The 24,454-nt window shown below is 61.3% G+C and carries 12 protein-coding genes and 1 pseudogene; 2 read left to right on the top strand and 11 right to left on the bottom strand.

All coding sequences use genetic code 11. The features are described from left to right. Positions 1 to 17: 17 nt before the first annotated feature. The 10 genes and pseudogenes from IPK66_12545 to guaB form a co-directional block, all read right to left on the bottom strand. Positions 18 to 1,613, bottom strand: coding sequence for a GH3 auxin-responsive promoter family protein (locus IPK66_12545; GenBank protein ID MBK8176050.1), 1,596 nt, complete (start codon positions 1,611 to 1,613; stop codon positions 18 to 20). Positions 1,614 to 1,804: 191 nt separating this feature from the next. Next, positions 1,805 to 3,031 carry a hypothetical protein gene (locus IPK66_12540; protein ID MBK8176049.1) on the bottom strand — a complete coding sequence of 409 codons (1,227 nt, stop codon included), beginning with the start codon at positions 3,029 to 3,031 and terminating at the stop codon, positions 1,805 to 1,807. Positions 3,032 to 3,095: 64 nt separating this feature from the next. After that, a complete protein-coding gene (locus tag IPK66_12535) occupies positions 3,096 to 4,181 on the bottom strand; it encodes an alpha/beta fold hydrolase (protein ID MBK8176048.1) in 1,086 nt (361 codons plus the stop codon). A gap of 144 nt (positions 4,182 to 4,325) precedes the next feature. Further along, positions 4,326 to 5,522, bottom strand: coding sequence for a hypothetical protein (locus IPK66_12530; protein MBK8176047.1), 1,197 nt, complete (start codon positions 5,520 to 5,522; stop codon positions 4,326 to 4,328). Beyond that, a complete protein-coding gene (locus tag IPK66_12525; protein MBK8176046.1) occupies positions 5,428 to 11,472 on the bottom strand; it encodes an SDR family NAD(P)-dependent oxidoreductase in 6,045 nt (2,014 codons plus the stop codon). The genes IPK66_12530 and IPK66_12525 overlap by 95 nt, the downstream gene beginning before the upstream one ends. An 894-nt stretch (positions 11,473 to 12,366) precedes the next feature. Continuing rightward, positions 12,367 to 15,546 (bottom strand): nitrate- and nitrite sensing domain-containing protein, encoded by a 3,180-nt coding sequence (locus IPK66_12520; GenBank protein MBK8176045.1) that lies wholly within the window; start codon positions 15,544 to 15,546, stop codon positions 12,367 to 12,369. Between the two features lie 88 nt (positions 15,547 to 15,634). Beyond that, complete coding sequence (locus IPK66_12515; GenBank protein ID MBK8176044.1) at positions 15,635 to 16,015, bottom strand: transposase; 381 nt, start codon at positions 16,013 to 16,015, stop codon at positions 15,635 to 15,637. Positions 16,016 to 16,280: 265 nt separating this feature from the next. Then, positions 16,281 to 16,607 (bottom strand): annotated as a pseudogene (locus IPK66_12510) (integrase). Positions 16,608 to 16,934: 327 nt separating this feature from the next. Further along, the gene (gene guaA, locus IPK66_12505) at positions 16,935 to 18,485 is read right to left on the bottom strand and encodes a glutamine-hydrolyzing GMP synthase (GenBank protein ID MBK8176043.1); all 1,551 of its coding nucleotides are present in this window, start codon (positions 18,483 to 18,485) and stop codon (positions 16,935 to 16,937) included. After that, complete coding sequence (guaB, locus tag IPK66_12500) at positions 18,482 to 19,960, bottom strand: IMP dehydrogenase (protein ID MBK8176042.1); 1,479 nt, start codon at positions 19,958 to 19,960, stop codon at positions 18,482 to 18,484. The genes guaA and guaB overlap by 4 nt, the downstream gene beginning before the upstream one ends. Positions 19,961 to 20,229: 269 nt before the next feature. Between guaB and IPK66_12495 the strand changes: the two genes are divergently transcribed. Continuing rightward, positions 20,230 to 20,910, top strand: coding sequence for an AhpC/TSA family protein (locus tag IPK66_12495; GenBank protein MBK8176041.1), 681 nt, complete (start codon positions 20,230 to 20,232; stop codon positions 20,908 to 20,910). A 96-nt stretch (positions 20,911 to 21,006) separates the two neighbouring features. Here the strand turns inward: IPK66_12495 and IPK66_12490 are convergent, their stop codons facing one another. After that, the gene (locus tag IPK66_12490; protein ID MBK8176040.1) at positions 21,007 to 22,320 is read right to left on the bottom strand and encodes an alpha-D-ribose 1-methylphosphonate 5-triphosphate diphosphatase; all 1,314 of its coding nucleotides are present in this window, start codon (positions 22,318 to 22,320) and stop codon (positions 21,007 to 21,009) included. 784 nt (positions 22,321 to 23,104) lie between these two features. Here IPK66_12490 and IPK66_12485 point away from each other — a divergent pair. Further along, positions 23,105 to 24,385, top strand: a complete 1,281-nt coding sequence (locus tag IPK66_12485) for a calcium-binding protein (protein MBK8176039.1) — start codon at positions 23,105 to 23,107, stop codon at positions 24,383 to 24,385. Positions 24,386 to 24,454 lie beyond the last annotated feature (69 nt).

The raw sequence follows: 24,454 nt of genomic DNA, 5'->3' as shown, positions 1-24,454 counted from the left end.
CTCCGACAACCGGTGAACTAGCCCGCCATCTCTCGCGGCAGGCCGGACAGTCGGGCGAGCTTCTCGCTCATTGCCTTGCTCGCGGTGAGGTGCATCCACTTGAACTGCCCCTCGGGCGCGCCCTCGGCGAGCCGCATCGTCTTGTAGCGTTCGAAGAAATCCCGCCCGGCGTCGATCACCAGCGGCGGGTGCAACCGCTCGCTCTTCCGCTTCGATTCGTATTCGATGTTGACGGCCATCAAGGCCTGGTCGAGTGCCTTGCCAAACTTCGCGAGGATGGCCGGATTGCTGTCGCCGAGCATCTCGACATGCAGGCGATAGCGCTGAAGCTCAGCGTCGGCATAGGCGACGAAGAAGTCGTAGCGGACGCCGAGTTCGCTGCCGGCGCGGCGCATGGCCTCGATAAGCTGCTCTTCCGAGAGCTTTTCCCCCTCGAGGCTGGTGATCCCCTTGCCCTTGAACAGGAAACGGATCACGGGCGCCTGCCCGAAGTGGCCGACCACTTCGATGACGTCGTTCATGTCGTAGCGGTAGAGGCCGCTGAGCGTGGAGACGTAGAGGAAGTAGCGACGGCCGACCTCGAGTTCATGCGCGAGAAGTTTGCGCTCGTTGCGGCCGCCTTCGCCGCTCTCGAAGGGAGTGAACTCATAGAAGGCGTTGCACATCTGCAGGACGGAGCCGTCGGTTTCCGGATCGAACAGGTCGGTCGCCTGGATCTCGCTCGCCAGATAGCCGAAGTCGAGCATCGCCGTGTCCTCGCGGAACCATGTTTTCAGCTTCGGAATGACGAGTGCGCAATTGCCGTGCTTCCAGCAGTGCACCAGCCGCAGCCGTGGCCAGTAATCGGCGGGACGAAGCCTGTCCGAGCGCGAGGCAAAGCGATCCAGGTCCGCCGCCCGCTTGCGATCGGGCTTGAGCTGCGGCGCCAGGGCCTGCCGGACGTCAGGCGACAAATCGCGGCTCAGAGTACCATCGTGAATGTCACGAATGAGTTGCTCCTTCCATGCATCCGCCCGGGTGACGAGGTTGAGGATGGTGCTGGGATTGACGGTGAGCATCAGCGATACGTCGCTCGCCAGCGCGCAGCGAACGAGCGCATAAGTGCGCGTCTCGTAGTCGGGGATGGTGTAAACGGCGTACGGGGCCGAGTGCGCGCGGGCGACGAAGCTGGGGATGTTCTTGAAGACGAGGCCGGAGACCGAACCAAACGGCGTGCCGTCGGCGGTATATCCGTCAACCGCGGGCGAGACCACGGTGACGTCCTTGCCGGCGTAAACTCCCGGATACTGCTTCATCAGTCCGTAGAGCCACAGCTTGCCGCGGTTCTTGATTGTCCGATCGAAATTATAGGACGTGACCGGGATCAGCTTCGGCTGCGCGGTGGTGCCGCTCGACTGGTTGTACATGAGCGGCTTGCCGGGAAAGAGCACGTCGGTTTCGCCGACGGCGTGACGATTGATCAGCGGCCGCAGATCCTCGTAATCATTGACCGGGACCCGCCGATGGAAGTCATCATACCCTCGCATCGATCCGAATCCGTGGTCGCGACCATAGACAGTGTCTCCGGCATAGCGGAGGATGTCCGCCAGCAGATCGGCTTGTGTCCGCCGCACGTCATTCGTGGCATGGACAAAGGAATCGTATAGTTTACGCCCGGGAACGGACAAAAGAGTCTCAAGATTACGGTAAAGTACATAGTCAACAGCGGAGCGCGCAGTGCGCGAAATCGTTGATAAAGACATTTTCGTCATCCATTTTATATCGAGTTGTCGTGATATTACTCGGTTTTGCCGGCCACATGCGCTTATAGGCTACTACCAACGGCGAGCGCCGCGCGGTCGTCCTTGCGGGGAATCCAGGGCTGCCGGTGGTCATCGCCGGCGAGTGGCGCGTCAGGAAGCAGCACCCGGCCCGTCGCATAGGCGGCGACCCGGGATTCATCCGCCGGCACGCCCCATCCCCAGCCCCGACAACGCGTCGACGCCCGCCCGCGAAAGCCGAACGCAATCGGACGGCGGACCACGTCGCTCTTGATCAGGCGGGTCCCGAACGAGCCTTCGTGGAAACGCAGATCGCCGGTCATGCCGGCGAACAGCCGGCCAGCCGTGGCGAGGATCGAGGTTTCGCCGACCTGCGCGCCGAGCTGGCAGGCGATGCCTGCCGTCTTGGCCAAGTCATGAATGCGCAACGCATTGAACAGGCCGCCGTTCTTCGAAAGCCTGATGTTGAAGCAACTGAATGCTCGCTCAGCCGCGAGCAGCCGGGCGTCTTCGAAACTGCACAAGGACTCATCGGCGCAGATGAGGATGTCCGGGTATTCGGCGACCAGACGGGCGTGCCCAGCGATATCGTCCTTGGCGAGCGGCTGCTCGCAGGCAACGATGCCGAGCGGACGCAGAACGTCCAGGCATCGCCGCGCTTGGTCCAGCGTCCAGGCGCAGTTGGCGTCAATGCGCAGTCGTGCCCGAGGATGCGCGCGCTTTACCGCGAGCGCGCGCTGCTCGTCGTCCTCCAGGGTAGAGCCGACCTTGATCTTGATTTCATTGATCCCAAGCACGCGGCTCAACCACGAGAGATTACGCGCGTGCCGCTGACTGCTGCCGATCACCATGCTGTACGCGGCGGCACGTGCCCGCCGTTCGCGCCCGAGCAACGCGTACATCGTCTTTCGCTGTGAGCAGGCCAGGGCATCGAGAAGCGCAAGCTCAATCGCACACAAGGCGGCGAGATCGCCGGCCGTCGCCTTATCCTCATGCAAGTCAAACATCGCGGATCGCAGCGCGGCCGGCGTACTCAGCTCAACGTCGAGCAGTCTTGGCACGATCCGGCTGCGCAGCGCCGCAAGACAGCTCGCCACCGTCTCGCCGGTGACGTACGCCCGGGGCACGCCCTCGCCCCAGCCGCAGACGCCGTTGTCGAGCGTCGCCTTGACGATGATCGAGCTCGAGGACCGTCGCTCGGCGAGCGCGTGCTTGAAGGCGAATTTGAATGGGATCTCCTCGGCCCATATAGCGATATTCTGAAGTTTCATGGCCCTGCACTCCTGGCGTGGGAACGAGATCTGGGCGTGGCAACGAGATCTGGCGCGTTCGCGGCTACTTGGCCGGCTCCGGGCTCCAGCCCATACGGTCCGCCTCCTCGCGGACGTCGTCGATCCAGTTCCCCGCCTCCTCGTCACCGGCTAATGCCGTCGCGGCCTTGACCGGCGCGAAGGCGCGCGCCGCAGGCGGAGTGAAGGAGTTCATCCAGTTGGCGATCTCGTTCAACACCTCCTCATGCTTGTCTTCGAACAGCAAGTAGTGCTCAACGTCGTCATACCTGACCAACTTCTTTTTGATACTCGCCACCCGGTCATAGACACCGGAAATGACTGCTGGCGTATCGACGATACGATCATTATTTGAAAGCAGCATCAGCAATGGCATCGTAATGCGCGCCATGTTCTGCGGCATAAGGTTTCCTACGTTAATCAGCCCCTCCATTTTGTACATATTTGCAGTAATACGGCGAATTCCGAGTTTATCTTGCGCCATGAAGGCAAGTTTATCCGGATTGCTCGTAAACAAATCATCGTGAAGGGGCGTTGGATAATACTTCCACATATAATACTGCGCTTCGATAATCTCTTCCGCCGGCAGTGAGACACGGCCAGCCGTCGCGGGTGTCTCCAGGATTAAGGTATCGATCGTGTCCGGGAAGGCTTCCGCGTAGGTCATGACCAGACGCCCGCCAAAGGAATTGCCCATTAGATGCAGATGTTTGCCCGGGTTCTTCGCACGAACGAAACCGATCACCTGGGCGAGGTCGGCAATCCATTGGAAGGGGGTGTAGATATGACCGCGCTTTCCTCCCGATAGACCGGAGCCTCGGCGGTCGACCGCGTAGACATTGAAGCCGCGGGCGGCGAGTTCATCGCCGGATTCATTGAACCACTGCGAGTGACTCTGCATGCCGTGAACGTAGACAAGCACGTCGGTGGCGGATGGCGAATACCACTCGCGGTAATTCAATCTTATGTGGTCCGGAGATCCAGGCCGCGCATAGAAGTCCTGCACGACCAGGTCGTGTGTCCGGTAGCCGACGTCATAGAGCGTCGATGTCGCGTTGGCGAAAGCTGTTCCGCTCATCGATGTGCTGGCAAGAACCGCTCCGAGGACTGCACCCTTGATCCACATTTTCATTTGAACTCTCCAATTCTCATCCTCGCCATATGACTAATGACAGTCTTCCGGCGTTCCGATCTCGCCTTGACGAGATCAGTTCTATTAAATCAACACGGGTGAATTAGAACTCCGTCAGTAACGCAACTTCGGCGTTACTACGGACTATGCATGGGCGAACATGTTCGCTGCCTGTTGAAGCGGCATAGCGATCTCCCGCGGCAGGCTTGCCGGACGAAATCGTCCATGCGCGTTCTTGGCCATCCATACGGCGCGATGTTCGCCGTAGGCGAGCTTCACGCGCGTACCATCAGGATCTTCCCGGAAAAACTCAAAGTACAATTCGATCCCCATCTCGTACAATCCTTTAAGAGACATCGTTACGTGGATCGTATCGAACGGCATTCCTTCTCTTAGATAGTTGATATTACAAGTTATACATTTGAGTATGCCGTCTCTTTCTGGAGATATGTAAATATGTGGCATCAGTGACCAGAAATGGTGTTCGCGCAACTTGGCCATCCACATCGCATAATTTGAGAAGTAGATATTGTTGACGATCGTCGAGTCGTAGAGCGAGGACTCGAACGACTTGCTCGCCAGCGGAACGACGGCGCGCGGGCCACACTTTGCCTTGAACAAGGTCTCGCCGAGCGAGACGTCCCGCAGCGGTTCCGCGGCCACGGCCGAGATGTCGGGCTCGCCCTGGCGCGGCGACATCCGGTTGATGAAATCCCGGTAGAACGTCGGGAAGTCGCGCGGTTTGACGACGCCGTGGCCAATGACCTCCACCCAGGTGGTTTTCATCCGGCCGACGGCGATCTTCTCGATCAGCCCTGCCGCACCCAGCGATGTCCATTCGAAGAACAGCTCGACGCTGGACTGTGCCGACTCGCCCGACCAAACCCGAACCTGGACGATGTTGTCTTCGCCCATTCGCTCGCCGAGGATGTCGAGCGAAACGCTGTTGGTCACGATGCTCCACTTGCCGGTGCTCACGTACTGGCTGATCTGATCAAGGATCGGGACCGCCAGCAGTTCTCGCGTCTCTCCCATCCAGGCGAAGAAGTGCGGAAAGTAAAGGCCGCGATCGAGATCAGAAAACATGCGGAAGCTGGGGATGAAGGTCTTTACAAAGATTTCTCTGCCGTGCGACCCGCGGGCTTTCTCGATCGAGATCTTCAAGAGTTCACCAGCCTGCTGAAAGCTAAGTCCACTCATTGACGTGTCCCTTGTCTTGCGATTGCTGCGCTCGAACGATCGACGTTCAGGCGAGGGCGAACTCGCGCATCGCCGGCGGCGTTTCGCGTTGTTCCAGCACCTTGAGCCGATACCCCTGGAGGCGTTCGACAACGCGGCCATCGCGGCCGAGGGCGACGACGCTGCTGTGGTAGAAGTCGCCGGTGCGCTCGTGGAGGTAGGAGACACAGGTCCGCTCGCCCGCACCGCTGTTCCAGCCGTCGAACAAATCGATGCGATCGATCGACACCGGAAGCGAGACATCCTGCGGAATGATCACCTGCACCGACTGCAGCAGCGAGTCACGGAAGTAGGGATCGCCAAGCAGGAGGCCATCCGGGTCATGCCGGGAGCGGAATACGCAAATGCCCTTGCCTGGCTCCGGATTTTCCAGACGGTGGATCGAGTTGATGCGCTGGAAGACCGGTCCCTGGAACAGGACATCCCCGTAAAGCGCCCCCGCCTTGGTGATCGGTAGCGCGTCTGTCACGTCAACATCGAGCTCCGGCCCCGCCCCCGGGTCCCGCAGGACAAAGGTTGCGGCGAAATGATCCTGCTCGAAGCCGCTCAGATCACAACGCACGCCGGCGCGCACCTGGACCGGATCCTCGTCCGTTTCCCGCTCGATCACCTCCGCGTGGATCTCCAGTTCGGTGTCGTAGCGCTGCCCGACGGTGATCGGCCGGACAAGGCTGATGTCGATAATCGAATGCGCGGTCAACCGATCGATCCCCATGACGGCGCACACGGCCTTCGCCATCGCCTCGAGACCGAAGACGGTGGGGAACAGGAAGCTGCCCTTGAAATTATGATCGACGAGGTAAGGATCGGTCGCCAGAGACAGGCGGCGGCGGTAGACGGCCTCCACCTGCGGCTGATGGTAGATCAGCGTTTCCCCCGCCGATGGGCTCGACCGAACCGCCGCCGGCGCGCTCCACGCCCCGCTCCGGCCCATGCGGCCGGCGACGATCACCTGGTCGGCATCGGCGTCGGCACACGCCAGCTGCAGGAAGCGGCGGACGCCTTCGGAGACGGGAATGGCACCGATGCCGAGCGCGCTCAGCTTTTCGATACTGCCCAACCGGGCACCCATACCCACGTCCTTCCAGACGCTGTAGGCGATAGTGGCGACGTGGGCATGCGGCGCCTTGCGTCGCAAGCCGGCGAGCACGTTGGCGAGGACCTCATTGGAGAAGCCGTAGACGGCGTTCCCCTGCATTCCGGTGACGCCAATGATCGAGCCGAAGCCGACCACCATTTTCAGCCGGGCAATATCGAGGCGATCGAGCAGGTTGACGAGGCCCAACACCTTCGGCGCGCATTCCTCGATCGCCGCGGCACTCGAGACCGCGGTGATCGGGCGCGGCTGGTTCAGTCCCGCGCCGTGAATGAGGCCGGTGATCGGCCCCAGTTCCTGCTCGACCCGTTCGACGACGCGAGCCACATCCGCAGGATCGGTGACGTTGGCGGCGTAGTATTGGCAACGCAGGCCGGCCTGCGCGTAGCGATCGAGCACGCCCCGGATTTCACCCCCGGCGTCCGTGGCCTCAGCCTCAACCTGCGCGCTCAGGCCGACCAGAGCAACCGCAACGCCCGTCTTTTGCGCAAAGGCAAATGTGCATTCGGCGGTGATGCCCCGAGCGCCCCCACTCGCCAGCACGACGTCCGCGTCCGTCCAGGCCTGCGTTCGCTCGCAAAGATCGCGGGACTCCTTGACCACATAGGTCGAAACCCAGCGAGCACCTGCGTCGTCGAACCAGACGGGAACCGGCGAAGGCGCGTGCAGCATCTCCCGGCCGATGGCGTCGGCAAGCAGGCTGGGATCACGGCCCGCTCCGGCACTGTAGCCAATCGTCCGGACCTGAACGTCCGTCCGTTCCTGCGCCAGACTCGCCGCATATGCCGTGATCGAGCAAACCGGATCGTCAACGCCGCGCTGCGGCAGACGAGCATACGGCTGGACAAAGGTGATGCCCGGCTTGGGTCCCCTGCCATTGACGGTCAGGGCGGCATGCGTCGCAGCGTGACAGGCATCGAAAAAGGCGGTCAGGCTCGGCTGATCCACCGTCGTCCCACTATCCGGCACGAAGATCAGCACATCGCGCACCGATGACGGAGCCGTGCTGCGCGGATCGCTCAGAGAGGACGTGGCAACGGCCGCACCGTGGGCCGCCAAGAGCGCGGCGCATTCTGCGGCGCGTGGGTCGTCGTCGGCACGGATCACCCACACCTGACCACCATGCCAGTTTGACATCGCCGGTGGCACCGCGAGGTCTTCCCGCCGCGCCATCTCGACGAACGAGCGCACCCAGCTGGCGCGATGCGGGAACGGCGTGGGCTCCGGCTGCGCACGCATCGAATTTGAAGGAACCGCAGCGGGCGCCTTCTGCGACGATGTCGCCGTCCCAGCGGGGTCTGCGCGCGTCGTCGTGGCGGCCACGGCGCGAGCAATCTCGGAGATGCGGGCGTTGGCGTAGCTCGAGAGCGGCAGGGCCTCGCTCAGCCCGTTTTCCTTGACGACCAGCGTCAACAGTTCTGCGGCCTTGATCGAGTCCATGTTCAGGTCGTCGAGCAGCTTCATGTCGGCATCGAGAGTCTCCAGCTCGAACTGCGTGAGCTGGGCGACGAGAGCGAGAAGCCGCTGCTCGAGGGTATGGACATCCGCTGGCGGCGCGGACGGGCTGGTCACGGCCACGGCGGGGACGACCGCCTCAGTGTGACCGATAGGCTGGGGCGCGGGAGGCGCAGGATGCGGCTGGGGCGCAGAACCAGCGTCGACGCGCCTCTCGCCCAACCAGGCACAGAGATCGTCGAGCGTGGCGTTGGCGTATTTTGACGCCTCCTCCTGGGGCTGTTTGCCGAACTCACGGGCAAGTACGGCGATGAGCTCTGCGGCCTTGATCGAATCGAGGTTCAGGTCATCCAACAGTTTCATGTCGCCACTCAGCGACGAGGCTTCGAAGCCGGTCAGCTCCGCGGCAACGCTGGCGACGTGCTGCAACGTCGAGATCGCCGGCACCAACGACGGACTCGGCTGCGTTGCGGGTGCCGGCACTGAGGCGACCGGAGCCGGCGACGTTGCGCCCAGCGGGACGCCCGGCGGGGCGGTCAGTGGATCGGCCGGGCGCGCCAACGCCGGAACATCGGCGATCGCGTTCGAAGTCCCCACCGCAGCGACGCGGCGGTCCGAGCCGGCAGCGGCCGGCACCACGATCTCGCGCTCGCACGGGTTTTCGATGAAGGAGCGATCTCGGGCCGAAACGAAGGGGCGGATCAGCCGGTTGGCCGAGAGCGCCGGCCAGTTCAGGTCGTGGCCGAGGACATGTGCCGCCGCCAGCACCTGCTTGAACCCCAGCATGCTGCCCACCTGGGGCTCAACCGGCAGTGCCACGGCCCCCTCCTTGCCGACGATCGACGTGAACAGGTCGGACAGAACCCGTCCCGGGCCAACTTCGATGACCAGATCGGCTTCCGAAGCGATCGACGTTGCGAGCGAGACGAAGTCAACCTGGGAGAGCATCTGCCGGCCGAGGTACCGGCCGACCGGCACACGCCCCTGGATCGGCTTTCCGTCCATGCACGACAGCGGCCGGCAATCTTCGACCGCGCCCGCCAGGTCGGGGAAGGCGGCGACGAACCGCTCGGACGCCCCGTCCATGAATTTGGAGTGAAAGGCGTTGGAGACCGGAAGCGGGCGGGCATTCACGCCCTGCCGGCCAGCCGCCTCGATGATCCGCTCGATGCTGGCTTCTTCGCCAGAGACTGCGATCTGTTCCGGGCCGTTGATGTTGGCGATCGCGAGATAGCCCGGTACTGAGGCGAGCAGCGATTCAGCCACCTTTCGGCCGCACAGCAGCGCTGCCATCGTGCCGCGGGCATCGCCGCGTGCCGGGGACATCTCGTAGCCGCGCCGGGCGGCGAGTTCGAGCAGCGTGTCCTCGTCATAAACGCCGCCAGCATAAAGGCTCATGAGTTCGCCGAGGCTATGTCCGCCGACGACGTCGGGCGCGAGGCCGAGCTCGCCGAGGCGGCGATACCAGATCAGCGAAGCGAGGATGATCGCCGGCTGCGCCACTTCCGTCGCCGCGAGGGCACGCTGGCGCGCCGTCAAGGCGTCTTCTGACAGCACCTGCGGGTTGTCGATGATCATCCGAGTGACGAACTCGGCCCCACCGAGTGCCTCGACGGCCTTCTCAGCCTTTTCCAGGAGCGCTGCCGCCCAGTCGAAGCGACGGACCCACGTTTTCGCCATGTTGATGCGCTGCGAGCCCTGACCGGGGAACAGGTAGGCGACGCGGAGGCGGGCTGCATTATTGCCGAGCCACAGACCACGCAGTTCGTCGCGCACGAAGCTGCCTTCGCGCACGCCCTTGCTGATCATTGCCGCCAGCGCTTCCAGCTTCTGCGCCAGGCTGCCGGGCGAGTCCGCGCAGAAGGCGCCGCGAACGGGCGAATTCGGGGCCATGCGCTGCGCGAGGCTCGCCGAGAAATCGGCAAGCTCACCTCTGGCCATATGGGCGGCTTCTTCGCGCGCCGCGTCGAGCTGCTTGCGCAGACTGTCCTGTGACGGCGCGCCGAAGACAAACAGCTCCGTGTCTTCGGGATGCGCCATTAGTACGCGCTCATTCACGAACGGCCGCAGATGGCGGGCCGGCGCACCGAAGGATTCACAGGTCACGTGCGAGTTGATGCCACCGAAGCCCATGGCCGAAATGCCGGCGCGCACGACATCCGTCGGCGCCTTCTGGATACCGTCGATCAGCGGGTATAGGGCTTTGGCCTCGCCGGCGAAGACGTCGCGTGGGACTTCCGTTCCGGAAATCGGCGGCAGGACGCGGCGATTGACGGCAATCATTGCCTTGATGAAGGCACCGATGCCAGCCGCCGCCTTGGTGTGACCGATGACCGACTTCAGCGAGGTTACACCGATGCTGCGCTCGCCGGGATCGAACTGCATGGCCTCGCAAATCGCGCGGAGTTCGACCCCATCACCAAGTGGCGTGCCCGTGCCGTGGCCTTCGACGAAATCGATTTCGGAGGCATCGTAGCCAGCCTTGCCGTAGGCGGCGCGCAACGCCATCGCCTGGCCCTTGACGCTGGGCGCGGTGATTCCACCCTTGCCGTCGGAGGAGACGCCCCAGCCATTGATCACCCCGTAAATCCGATCGCCGTCATTGATGGCGTCGTCGAAACGCTTGAGGACGACGAACCCGCAACCCTCGCCGGGGATGAAGCCACTGGCGCGCTGATCATAGACGCGCATCTCGTCGGCGGTCAGCGCCCCGGTCTTGGCGAAGCCGATCAGCTCGAAATTGTCGAGGCTGATGTCGACGCCGCCGGCGAACGCCATGTCGACGTCATCCGACGCGAGCGCGTTCGCAGCGTTGATGACGGCGAGGAGCGACGACGAGCAGGCGCCATCAACGGTATAGCCGCCGCCATGGACATCCAGGTAATTGCAGACGCGGCCGGCGATGGTGTTCGACAGGCCGCCGGCGAGCGTATCCTCGTCGACCGGCGGGAACACCGACTTGAACGCAGATTCGGCATGGTGAAGAAAGTCTTCGAAGACCTGGCCATCAAGTCCGCGAGCGTGCGCGGTTTTCTTCATGACCTTCTCAACGAACGGCCAACGCGTACGCAGACTGTTCGATCGAGTCCATTCGCCCGTCAGAGTGTTGCCGAGGATCACGGCGGTTCGCGAGCCCTTGATCTGCTCCCGCGTATACCCGGCATCCCGCAGGGCCCCGATCGCCACTTCGAGTGTCAGCCAGTGAACGATGTCGGAGGACTCGACAGCCGATTTCGGAATTCTCCGGCTGCGCCAGTCGAAATCAAAATCGTCGATGTAGGATGCCCACCTTCCGTAGGTCTTGTCCGGCACACTCTTATCGCCTGACCAGTAGTCTTCGAGAGGGAATCGACAATCAAGCATTTGGCGAAACTGCTGGCGCTTAGTAATAATATTTTCCCAAAACTGGCGCAGACTTCTTGCCCCTGGATACCAGACAGACATCCCGATGACTGCAATTCTGCGTGTCTTAATCGGCATGGTCGACAGCATCATATCCATGATGACCCCTCTTTGTTAAGCAACTATATCGTTACTATTTGTGTGCTATATAACACTATTATATAAAGTGTGTTTTTGTGTTGTCGCAGCTATATTAGTATATGCCTGCAACATAACTGTTCTTTTCCGTCAACAATGCGTTTTTTCCTCATTAACCAACCCCAATCGTACTGATCGACGACCTTATATCCAGTTGCAATAGATTCTTCATATCGAGGCTTACCGCCACATATAAAGCTGCATGTAACGGTACCTGTGCATTTTGCAGTAGACATAAATTAACCTCTGTATTCTACGATAGACAAAACACGCAATTACGCGATACGATTGCAAAATTATATTTTTTAACACATGCTTATATCATTTATTACAGTAATTATCATCAATCACTTGCAAATTAACCGGACTTAAAACAAGCAATCCCTGTATATTTTGTGCTTAGCAATTTATCTGTATGACGTTTTGTGCTGGTTATGTCTTGCGTTAAAAAAGTGTTAATTGTCATTTATCGGCATAATATCTTCTCATACCAGAACCAACACGCTGGCCTTCTGGCTTCCGAACGGAGTGTGATTGTCGTTTTGGTTTGTGCCGCAGCGCCGAAGCACATGCCGTTTGGCGATCAAGCGAACTTGACGATGATGCCTGCCGCATCAGCGTCTTGTGCTCGTCCGATTCCCCATGCCGGGAGTGACGTGCGTGAGGTTCCGCCCTCGGCGAGGACAGCCTCGTGGCAGCGGGCGTCGTGCCGGCCACGAGCGCCGTCGATTACTGTCAGCCGATGCGCTGTAAGCGGTGCTTTGGCCGCACGTTGCTTCCGGTGGCGGCTTTCGGATAATGGCGGCTATTATTCCGGGACGAGCCGAGAGGATCGTCTGTTAAATAAGTTGCCAATTAGAGCGCAGCGACACAGTGTGCTGCGGGGGCGCCGTGCGAAGGCGGTTGCCGCAACCATCTTGCCAGCGTCGATGCCAGTTGTTGCGGGTCAATCGGTTTTGCCAGGTGGTCGTTCATCCCGGCAGCCAGGCACTCGTTGCGATCCTGCTGCATCGCATTGGCTGTCATCGCGATGATCGGGAGATCGGCCCAGCCTAGAGAGCGGATTTCCCGGGTCGCGGTGAAACCATCCATCACCGGCATCTGCATATCCATGAGCACGGCGTCGTAGAGGCTGGCTTTGAGCTTCTCCAGCGCGATCGCCCCATTGTCCGCCACGTCGACCCTTACCCCGAAACCATTCAGTATTTCGCGCGCAACCTGCTGATTGAATTCGTTGTCTTCGACCAGCAGTACATGCGCACCCTCAAGCCGGTTGGGCGCCTCGAGTAAAACCGCTGACGGTGCGCCGACATCCTGATCAGCCACCGACTCGACGCGCAGGACCCGCGCGATGGTGTCGAACAGAGCCGAAGGCGCCATCGGCTTCATCAGGATGGCATCGCAGCCGACGTCATCTGCCCCCTTGAATGCCCCCTCGCAGTCAAAGGCGGTAACCAGCACCAGCCGCGGCTGAATCGTCGTGTTTAGCATTTTAAGCCGGGCGCAGGTCTCAATGCCGTCCATATCCGACACCCGCCAATCAACCAAGACGACCTCAAAGGGGTCATCCACCGCGTTGCGCACCGCATCGATCGCCGCGCGCCCCGACGCTACGGCGTGCACCCGAAAGGACATCGCGGACAGCATCTGCACCGACGCCTCGCGGGCGCCGTTGCCGGCGTCGACCACGAGGATGCGGCGACCGCGCAGGTCGTGCTTCAGTTTCTGGGCATGATCACGCTTGGTCGCACTCTTCCCCAGGCGGGCCGTGAACCAGAACGTCGATCCGTGTCCCAGGACGCTGCGGACCCCAACCGATCCACCCATCAAATGCGCCAGCGACTTGGCGATAACCAAACCGAGGCCGGTCCCTCCATATTCGCGGGTAATCGAACTGTCCGCCTGCTGAAAGCTCTGGAACAGTCGGGCTTGCTGCTCCTCGGTCAGACCGATGCCGGTGTCGCTGACCTCGAAGCGAAGTGTCACGGCATTGCCATGATCCTCTTCAAGCGTGACGTTCACGCTAATCTCACCAGCATTCGTGAATTTTACGGCATTTGATATATAATTTAAAATGATCTGCCCAATTCTAAGCGGATCTCCAACGAGATTATTGGGAATAATTTCGCCAATGTTAAATATTATTTCTAGTCCTTTCGTCGTTGCCTTGCCACCAATCAGTTCAAGTACATCATATAATACTTTTTCTAGTTCGAATTCTGCATTTTCCAAGGCAATTTTTCCAGACTCCATTTTAGAAAAATCCAGAATATCATTAATTATTGATAGTAGATGGCGCCCTGCCTTCTGGATTTTTGTCAAATAATCTTTTTGCCGCGGGCTCAGTTCCGTCTTTAAAGCGAGATAAGTCATCCCGATAATGGCATTCATCGGCGTGCGAATCTCGTGACTCATGTTGGCCAGAAATTCTGCCTTGGTCCGTAAGCCCGCTTCGGCGAGTTCCTTGGCTTCCAGCAGGGCCAACTCGTTTTGCTTGCGCTCACTAATATCGTGGAGAGAAACAATCGAGCCAATCAGGTTCCCTGCCTTGCATAGCGGCGTGACCGAATATTCGACGGGGATGCTCGAGCCATCGGCATGGTACAAGACCTGTTCGGCGAGCCGAAATCGTCGCCCTTCGGCCTCGGCGCGGGACGTCGCGGGGTCCTCAAATACGAACTTTTCTCGATGTGTATCCTGCATCAGTTCGTGGATCATCCGTCCAGGGAGCTTGTCCGGTTCACATCTAAACAGGTGCGCGCTGGCAGAATTTCCAAAGGAAACACGCCCATCGGTTTGCACCTGAACGATGCCTTCGCTCGTCGATGCCAATATCTGGCGCATGCGATCTTCCGCTGCTGCCAGGTCGGCTTTCTGGCGTTCGGTCAGGTCACGAAACGTGTCCAGGGCTCGGGCGATGGCTCCGATCTCGTCTCGCCGGTCAATCTCGGCCATGCCGATCGTGCTTTCACCCTCCGCCAGTCGACGCAGAGTGGCCATGAGCCGACCGATTGGCGCGGTCACGCTCCGGGCCATCGCCAGTGCAAAGGCGATAGTGAGCACACCGAGAACGGACGTGCCGATGAGAAGGGCGAGAAAATGCCTGTGGGCATGCTCCTGGATTTGCTGGGTCAAGGACCTCAGTTCGCCCGCCTGGTATTCTTCGACGGCGCGCAGCATTTCCATCTCGCGGCTAATCGCGTTGAACCAGTCCTCAGCGCGGATCCCGCCGGTGGTTTTGGTATGCACACTGGCAAGTGCCACTTGCCGCATTCGTGCGACCTCGGCGATATCATCGCCCTTGACCGTCGCGTCAAAGTAGGACTGTACCGCATCGTCAGCGAACCGCTTGAAGATGTCGAGGTACGCATCCTGACGGGCAACCATCACGACCAAACGATCGTAGACGCGTTGCTCGAACGTGCCGGCCCCGAACCCGACGGAACCCATCGCGCGCTGCAGACCGTCAGCCTCCTTGGCACGCATCAGTGCCATATAGGACGTGATGATCCGGGAGATCCGCGGATCGTCAGTGATCGCGCTCAACTGGCTGGTAATCTCGAGAAGACCGCTGATTATTCGCGTGTAGTAAGCAACGATGTCTTCGACCGAGAGGTGGAGCTGGGTTATCCGGGCGCGAACATCCGGTAACTGATCGAGATCGGTGAGTGCTCGGTCTATGGCGGACGCAAGGCGGGATCGATCTTCCTGCCGTTGCTCGAGCGCGATTTTATCATGGAGAAGTTGAAGTGCAGAATTTGTATCAATTCTTTGCGCGGGCAGGGCGGTTGTAAACGCTGTGCCGTGAGAGCCGGTAAATCCCGAAGACATCCCCCGCTCTCGCTGCAACTGATGGATCACGTCACTGATTGCAGGCACAATCTCCATTGAGAGCTGTAGTTTTTTGCTAAGCTGCTCTCGTTCCAACTTGTACTGAACAAGAGCCCCTGCGAGGCAGACCAGGACGGCGAGGGGCAGCAGGACGGCGGCTCCGACCCGGAGCGAAACCCGCATATCCCGCATAATGCACCACATGCCCGCTCCTCCGAGGACGAATTTCGGTTAAGACTACGTCTCCTCCATTAAGGAAGGACTAACCCCCTCCCTCATGGGCGCCCGTTCCTTACCGGGTTGTTGGAAATGACCGAGAATCTATCCGGGAGGATCTTGAGGGATTGTAGGGTTTTCGCAGCATGAAGCGGATGAAGGCGAGCCTGTGGAAGGCGAGTGCTTCACGCCACCGTCGCGGTCCTGAATGTCGGCCGCATGGACGATGGCGTGCAGCAGCAGGCCTTGCGGCTCTACAAGCAGATGCGCTTCTTGCCCTTGGTTTTCTTGCCCGTGTCGTAACCGCGCCGCTTGATTGACGCCCCAGCGTCCCGTCCCATTCCCACAGCTCGAAATAGTCATGCACCGCGCTGCGCGGCGGCAGGTCCTTGGGGATCGCCCGCCACTGGTGACCCGTGCCGAGGATGGACATCAGCCCGTTCGCCACCTCGCGCACGCCGGATCGTCCGCTTGTTGCTGCCGCGCCTGACCGGCGGGATCAGCGGCGCCACGTGCGACCATTCCTCACGGTCAGACCGCTCGGATAGCCCTGCTTGCTGCGGCCGTAGCGGTGGCGGTTCCCTTGCGTCCACATCGGTGGCCTCCCGCATGCCCGACCGCCATCAGCGAATTGCAGGAGCCTCAACCGATTCGAGACCGTCCCGGACAGGCACTTAGCGGACGGAGGTCAGCGGGGCGACATGCTCAAGTTGCTTCCCCATAGCGGGGCTGGCGACTTTCGCGTTGTGAAGAACCGCAAACGCGTAAATCTGCTTGACGATGTCGCGGACGTGGATCGCCGTCGCAGGCGCACCGCGATCGGCGACCTTGCCGCAAAATGCCGGAAGATCGTCAGGCGTGATTTCCGTCAAAAGACGGTTTCTCCGGACGGGAAGTAGTTCACGTTCGAATATGGAGCGGCGCACCGCTCGCGTACTGTCGGCCATAGGACCGGCAATCAGTCACTTCTCGTCGAATTCGCCGAAGTTCTTCGTTTCCTCGATACGGCGCTTCTCGCGCTGCTTCTCGATCGCGCGAGACCGCTCCGCTCGGCATGACGCGAACGTCATGCCGAGCGGAGCGCAATCTTGTAGATTTTCTGTTTTGGTCTCAGCGAGTCGAGGGTAGCGTCCGCTGAAATCCCCTTATTTACTTACGCACTCAAAGCAGAAAAAGTACCGTCGTGGGCCTCGTTGACAGTGACGGCATTTTCAAAAGTTCTTCCGTGAAATATGCTTCAGGTCCGCTAAGCAGCCTACCAGAGCCAAACTCTCCATGCCGATAGGAGACGATTGCTCCTGCGGAGTTTTATTTTTGTTTTCAGTAAGTTGTGTAGCACTACGGCATGCGTTCAAAGGCTTTTGGATAGCCCTCAATCACTCCCACTCGATGGTTCCGGGGGGTTTTGAGGTGATGTCGTAGACGACGCGGCCGACGCCACGGACCTCGTTGACGATCCGGGCGCTGACGCGGGCGAGGAAGGCGTGATCGAACGGATAGCTGTCGGCGGTCATGCCGTCGGTCGAGGTGACCGCCCGCAGCGCGACGACCGCATCGTAGGTCCGGGCATCGCCCATCACGCCCACCGCGCGCACGGGCAGGAGCACGGCGAATGCCTGCCAGATGGCATCGTAAAGGCCGGCGGCGGCGATTTCCTCAAGGAAGATCGCATCGGCTCGGCGGAGAAGCTCGGCGTTTTCCCGGCTCACCGCGCCCAGGATGCGCACCGCCAGCCCGGGGCCGGGAAAGGGATGGCGCCGCAGCAGGCTGTCGGGCAATCCGAGTTCGCGGCCCAGCACCCGCACTTCGTCCTTGAACAGCTCGCGCAAAGGCTCGACCAGCGAGAGCTTCATTCGATCCGGTAGACCGCCGACGTTGTGGTGGGATTTGATCGTCGCGCTAGGCCCGCCATGAACCGAGACCGACTCGACGACGTCGGGATAAAGCGTGCCCTGAGCGAGAAAATCAGCGCCGCCGGCGGCATGGGCCTCCTCGTCGAAGACATCGATGAAGGTGCGGCCGATGATTTTGCGCTTGGCCTCGGGATCGGTGACGCCGGCGAGATTGGCCAAGAAGAGATCCGAGGCATCGCGGTGAACGAGCGGAATGTTGTAATGGCCGCGAAAGAGGTCCACGACCTCCGTCGCCTCGCCCTGGCGCAAAAGACCGGTATCGACGAAGATGCAGCGGAGTTGCTCGCCCAGCGCTTCGAACAGCAGAACCGCCGTTACCGATGAATCAACGCCGCCGGAAAGGCCGCACACAACCCGGCCGCGGCCGACGCGCGCGCGCACCCGGGCGATGGCCTCATCGCGGAAGGCCGCCATCGTCCAGTCGCCACGGCAGCCGGCGATCGCGTGGGTAAAGTTGCGCAGCAGCGCGGCTCCGTGCGGCGTATGCACCACCTCCGGATGGAACTGCACGCCGTAGAAATGCCGCCTCTCGTCGGCGATGACCGCGAACGGGGCGCCCTCGGAGACGGCCACCGATTGGAATCCCGGCGGCAGTTCCGTGACCCGGTCGCCGTGGCTCATCCATACGGTTTCTCGCCCGTCGCGCTGCCAGATGCCGTCGAACAGCGGGCAGGTGCCGGTGATCTCGACGACGGCGCGGCCAAATTCGCGGGAAAAGCCCGCCTCGACCCGGCCGCCCAATTGCGCGACCATCGCCTGCTGGCCGTAGCAGATGCCGAGTACCGGCAGGCCGGCGGCGAAGATCGCCGGGTCAATGCGCGGCGCGGCCGTTTCAACGACCGAGGCCGGGCCACCGGACAAGATGATGCCCCGCGGCGCGAAGTCGGCGAGCCGTGCGGCATCGACCTTGTTGAACGGATTGATCTCGCAGTAGACGCCAGCCTCACGCACCCGCCGGGCGATGAGCTGCGTGACCTGGCTGCCGAAGTCGACGATTAGGATGCGGTCGGTCACTCCGGCCGTCCGGCGTAATTCGGCGCCTCGCGGGTAATGGTCACGTCGTGGACGTGGCTTTCACGCAGGCCAGCGAACGTGGTTCGGCGGAACCGGCAGCCGCGCTGCATCGCCGCAATGGTGGCATTGCCGGTGTAGCCCATCGCCGCGCGCAGGCCGCCCGCCAATTGATGGATCACGTTGGCGACGGCTCCCTTGTAGGGAACGCGCCCCTCGATTCCTTCCGGAACCATCTTCAGCGGTCCCTCAACGTCCTGCTGGAAGTAGCGGTCGGCCGAGCCACGCGCCATGGCGCCGATCGAACCCATACCGCGATAGCCCTTGTACGAGCGGCCCTGGTAGAGGATGAGCTCGCCCGGGCTTTCGTCGGTGCCGGCGAACAGCCCGCCCAGCATGGCGCAATCGGCGCCGGCGGCAATCGCCTTTGCCAGATCTCCGGAATAACGGATCCCGCCGTCGGCGATCAGCGGCACATTTCGGGCACGGCATACCTCCGCGACCTCGACGATCGCCGAGAACTGCGGCACCCCGACGCCGGCGACGACGCGGGTTGTGCAGATCGAGCCGGGACCAATCCCGACCTTGATCGCATCGGCGCCGGCATCAATCAGTGCGGCCGCACCCTCGGCGGTGGCGATGTTGCCGGCGATCACCTGAGCATAGTTGCTCTGCTTCTTGATGCTGGTCACGGCTTCGAGGACCGCGTCCGAATGGCCGTGGGCGGTGTCGACGACGACAACGTCGACCTCTGCGTCGAGCAGGACCGCCGCACGGTCAAGCCCCGCCCGACCGACGCCCGTCGCCGCACCGACGCGCAGGCGACCCTGCTCATCCTTGCAGGCATCGGGAAAGCGCTCGGCTTTCTCGATGTCCTTGACGGTGATCAGGCCGACGCAGCGGTAGTCATCGTCGACGACCAACAGCTTTTCGATCCGGTACTTATGAAGCAGGCGCTTGGCTTCTTCGCGATCGACGTTGGTGCGAACGGTGACCAGCGGCTTGTCCGCGGTATCGCGAGTCATTAGCTCGCTGACCGGCTGTCGCGGATCGATGGCAAAGCGGACGTCGCGATTGGTGAGGATGCCGAGCAGGCGATGAGTGCCGCGCTCAACGACTGGCACACCCGAAAATTTGTGCGCCTTCATCAGGTCGAGCGCATTGGCGAGGGTGGCATCGGGCTCGATGGTCATCGGATCGACGACCATGCCGGACTCGAACTTCTTGACCCGCCGAACCTCGGTGGCCTGCCGCTCGGGCGACATGTTCTTGTGAATAACGCCGAGCCCGCCTGCCTCGGCCATGGCGATGGCGAGCGCGCTCTCGGTGACCGTGTCCATTGCCGCCGATATCAGTGGCAGGCCGATGTGGATGGTCCGGGTCAGGCGGGTATGCAGGTCGACGTCGGCCGGCAGCACGCTGGATGCGCTCGGCACCAGCAGGACGTCGTCAAAAGCGAGCCCCTCGGGGATGATCATGCCAGCTCCGTTTACGGAATGGCACGGCATCATACACATCGCCCACGTCTTGCCAAGCCGCTTGCGCTTTCGCCGCGTCACGGCCGCCTATGCCACAGGTCGAGGGCATCCGGCATTGGCGGGCACGTCATCCCTCACACAGCACCGGCAGCCGGCATGTCCCGGAGGCCTTGCGCAAGTTACAAAGCCCTGGAAAGACCGTATGAGGAAACCCAAATCGCACATGTGGTTTTCGCCGCGTGCGGGCAAGTCGGAAAAGGTGGATTTGGATGAGTCTGGTGGACGGACTGATCACGGGGCTCAACGCGATTCAACCGGGCCTCGGGCTTGACCAGCGCTCGGCGCTTGAGCACGACGCGCGCGAGCTTCTGGAAGACAATCACGCGCTGCTATCGCTGCAGCAGGGCGAGCTTGTCGAAGATTTTGCCTTGCCCAATCCTCTCGGCGAGACGATCCGTCTCAGCGAGTTGCTGCGCCGTGGGCCGGTCGTACTGACCTTCTATCGCGGAAGCTGGTGCAACTACTGCTCGCGGTATCTGAGCGATCTGGAATCCTTCCTGCCGCACATTCGCGCAGCCGGCGCGGAGTTGGTGGCGATCTCGCCCCAAACGATCGTGAGCTCGGCTCAGACCGTCGACGCACTTGCGCTTTCTTATCCGGTGCTGAGCGATTTCAATCATGCCGTAGCCCGGCGGTTTGGCCTCGTCTTCACACTTCCCGAGGCATTTCGCAAAGCGTATCAGGACCTGGGCATCGATTTACCGCGGTTCAACGGCACGTCTACGTTTGAGCTTCCGATCCCGGCCACGTATGTCATCGATGTCGACGCACGGATTGCTTACGCCTCCGTCGATCCCGACTATACGCGGCGACCCGACCCGCAAACGCTACTTGTCCACGTCGAGGCGCTCCGTCTGCCGATCGAAGCACGGCCCGTCGTCGACGGTTGAAGGAAGCAGCGCCCGCGCGACACCCCACCTCTGGGGGACGAAGCCCCGGTCATCGCCGATCCGCAGGCGGCTTGAGCGAGCGGTGATTCGCTCACGTCAAATGACTTGCCGGCCCTCGCACCAGACCGAGCGGACGACCGGCAGTCGGTCGAACAGGGAAATCCGCACGAGGTCGGCGCGATACCCGGGAGCAATCTCACCCCGATCGTCGAGGCCGAGCATCGCCGCCGGGCGCGCCGTCGCCAGCGCGACAGCCGACGGAAGCGGCTCTCCGAGGGCCGCGTGAAGGACGAAACAGGCCTGAACCAGACTCATCGGGACATAATCGGAGGCCAGGCCGTCGACCAGGTCCTCTTGCGCGAGGGTGCGGGCGGAGACGTTCCCCGAGTGAGAGCCGCCCAGCACGATGTTTGGTGCACCCATAATGACCTGCATGCCCGCCGCTTTTGCAAGCCGCGCGGCTAACGCCGTGGTCGGGAACTCGCTGATCGTCGCGCCATCCGCCGCCGCCTCCGCAATGTGGGCCGGGAGGGCGTCGTCGTGACTTGCGAGCGTCAGTCCGCGCTGGCGGCAAAGATCCGCGACCTCACGACGCGCTTCGCTCGCTTTCTCGACGGGACGGCGGGTTCGCCGTTCGAAGATCGCGTCGAGTTCGCTCTCCGATCCAATGGCGTGCCGATTGCATTCTCGCCATTTGGCGACGCTCGCCCATTGTCTTTGGCCCGGGGTGTGATCCATCAGCGAAACGAGCCGGACGAGCGGGTGATCGACCAGGCAACGGAACGCGCCGACGGCCTCGTCCGCCGACACTTCGCAGCGCAGATGCAAGAAATGCGTAACACTTAAGAGTCCCGCGGACCGTGCACGGTCGATCTCCCGCAGCGTGGCGAACAGCGTCTCGTTTCCCCGCGCATACCCCTGCCGCTGATCGCCGACGCACAGAGAATCGAACACCGTGGTGATGCCGGCCGCGGCCATCTGACGATCATGCGCAAGCAGCGCACCAAAACTCGGCCAGGCGACATCGGTTCGTGGCTCGAGATGTCGCTCAAGATTGTCGGTGTGCAGATCGATCAGCCCAGGAATCAGAATATCGCCGTCGAGGTCGAGGGCTGATGGAAGACTACTCCGCCGGCTGTCGATATCGACGATCCGACCGCGAAACACACGCACGGTTCCACGAACAAGTTCATCGCGCATCACCAGCCGGGCGTTGGTCAGTACGCGTTCGTCCGCCAGCGATCGCCCGGCAACGACGGCGAGGCCATCGCGCGTTCCCGCGTCGCCGCGAGGCTCCGGTGCGCGCCGCTCGTACCGCAGAGCGTCGCGCAGGCGCAGCGGCGCAGAAGTCCGCGCATCGATCGTTTCGGTCGCATCACCGCCTCCGTGAGGCACGATCGTCAGAGTCATGAGTCATCCTGTCGAAAGCAATGGCATAACAATCGTCTCGTCGTTCGCTTTGCACGATGGACGCTCTTCTCGGCGCCGATGCGATACGGAATACGCTCCCGGCCGGCCGGCCATGGCCAAATCGGACAGACACTACCCGCAGTGTAGCGGAGTATCAGCCCCGACGTCTTCGGTCTTGGGCTCTCGTGCGGCCCGATGAATCCCTGTCCATCACTGTCGCATAAACCGCCCGCAATAAGTGTGATCGCCGATACTGACGGCGAAAATTATCGCCCCGCCTCGAGTTTCAGCCCGTCACAAATCTGTCGCATTTGGCAAAGCACGCCCGGACATCCGTCCTCAATCTGTCGGGTCTGCCTTAATCGCATTCGTCAAAATAGCATCGGATTCTCTTTGCAGAAGCCCAAAGAAACACAATCGTCACCAAGCGAGCCCGCTTTGGGGTGAATTTTACGCCCACTGCGTGCAAATGCCAAAGAGAGATTATTGCTTAGATGGCATATTAATTGCCATATCGGTCAAAATTAAGAAATATTCCTTTGAGCGTTTGATCGATCGAATTTATGCCACAAAGCAACGCTTAATGAGCGTTATCAGAAGCGCACGCAGTTTAATTGCGAGCGTAATTTTAGTGTCGCATTTCTGAGAACAACAACACGCAGTAACTGTCTAACTTGCCTGCAGTAAACGCAGATAGCCGGAGGTTTGCCTCGATCATCCGAGCTTCCTACCGGAAAGACTCCCAGCGTTGGCGGAAATGCGGCGTCGCTCTTGGAGATCTCGGATGAACTTTTATGGTGCGAATGCGAGTGAAGTGATCGTCGGCAGCAATTCGTCGGACTGGATTCCGGGTTATGGCGGAAACGATACGATCTATGGCGCCCCCTCGGCCGCCGGCGGGACCTGGGACAACGACAGCATCGAGGGGAATGAAGGCAACGATCTGATTTACGGTGGCAACGGCAACGACAAGATCGGCGGCGGCGCCGATCAGGACACCGTTTACGGCGGCAACGGCAACGATTGGATCAATGCCCAGGCGGGCGACGACCGCGTTTTCGGCGAGGGCGGCGACGACAGCATCATGGGCGAGGACGGCCGCGACGTAATGCACGGCGGGGGCGGAAACGATACGATCCTTGGCGATGGCGGCAGCGACACCCTCTATGGCGAGGCAGGAAACGATACGCTCTACGCCGGGACCGACAACGATCTGCTACTGGGCGGTGCGGGGGACGACAAAGTCGAAGGCCAGCAGGGGGACGATGTGCTGTACGGCCACGCCGGCAACGATTCGATGATCGGCGACGGCGATGACGAATCGCTTCCGGGCACATACAACGATACGATTTTCGCTGGCGACGGCAACGACAGTATCTGGGCGGGACCAGGTAACGACAGCGTGCGCGGCGGGAATGGGAACGACTTCATTGCCGGTGGCGCCGGGCGTGATATTTGCTTCGGCGGTAACGGCGACGACCTCGTTTCCGGCGGCGACGGCGATAACGCCTCGGACGCCGATTCGCTCTACGGCCAAGCCGGCAACGATAGCCTGCTTGGCTATCAAGGCGACGACTACCTCAACGGTGGTACCGGAAATGATACCATTGATGGCAGCGAGGGGCGTGACACCGCCGATTATCGCAACATCGGAGCCGGCGGCAATTTCGACCTGTGGGGTGGAACGGCGCAACTTCGCGATGGCTCGCACGACCTGTTGATCAACATCGAAAACCTGATTGGCACAAACTCTGCCGACAACATCAAGGGTGATCCGGGCGCCAACGTGCTCGAAGGCGCCGGCGGCAATGACACCCTCAGCGGCCTGGGCGGTAACGATACCTTCCGATACAGGGATGGCTTCGGAACCGACACCATCACCGACTTCGGTAACGGCGATCATCTGCAGTTCGCCGGGTACGGCGGCAGGGCCGATTCAGTCAACGATCTGAACATCTATCAGCACGGCGCGGACACGTATGTCGTGCTCTCCGGCTCGGGAACGATCATCCTCGAACACGTTTCCGCCGGATCGATCGACGGCTCAGACTTTTACTTCGGCTAGCGGCGGCGCAGGGGCGGGGCGCTCGTCGCCCCGCCATCTTCGGTCGCCTTAACTCCTGCTAACGGGAAT

The sequence above is a fragment of the Rhodospirillales bacterium genome, assembly GCA_016712595.1.
Classification (GTDB): domain Bacteria; phylum Pseudomonadota; class Alphaproteobacteria; order Rhodospirillales; family Defluviicoccaceae; genus Defluviicoccus.
Note: the sequence above shows the minus strand (reverse complement) of the source record. Positions and strands in the feature narration are given on the sequence as shown.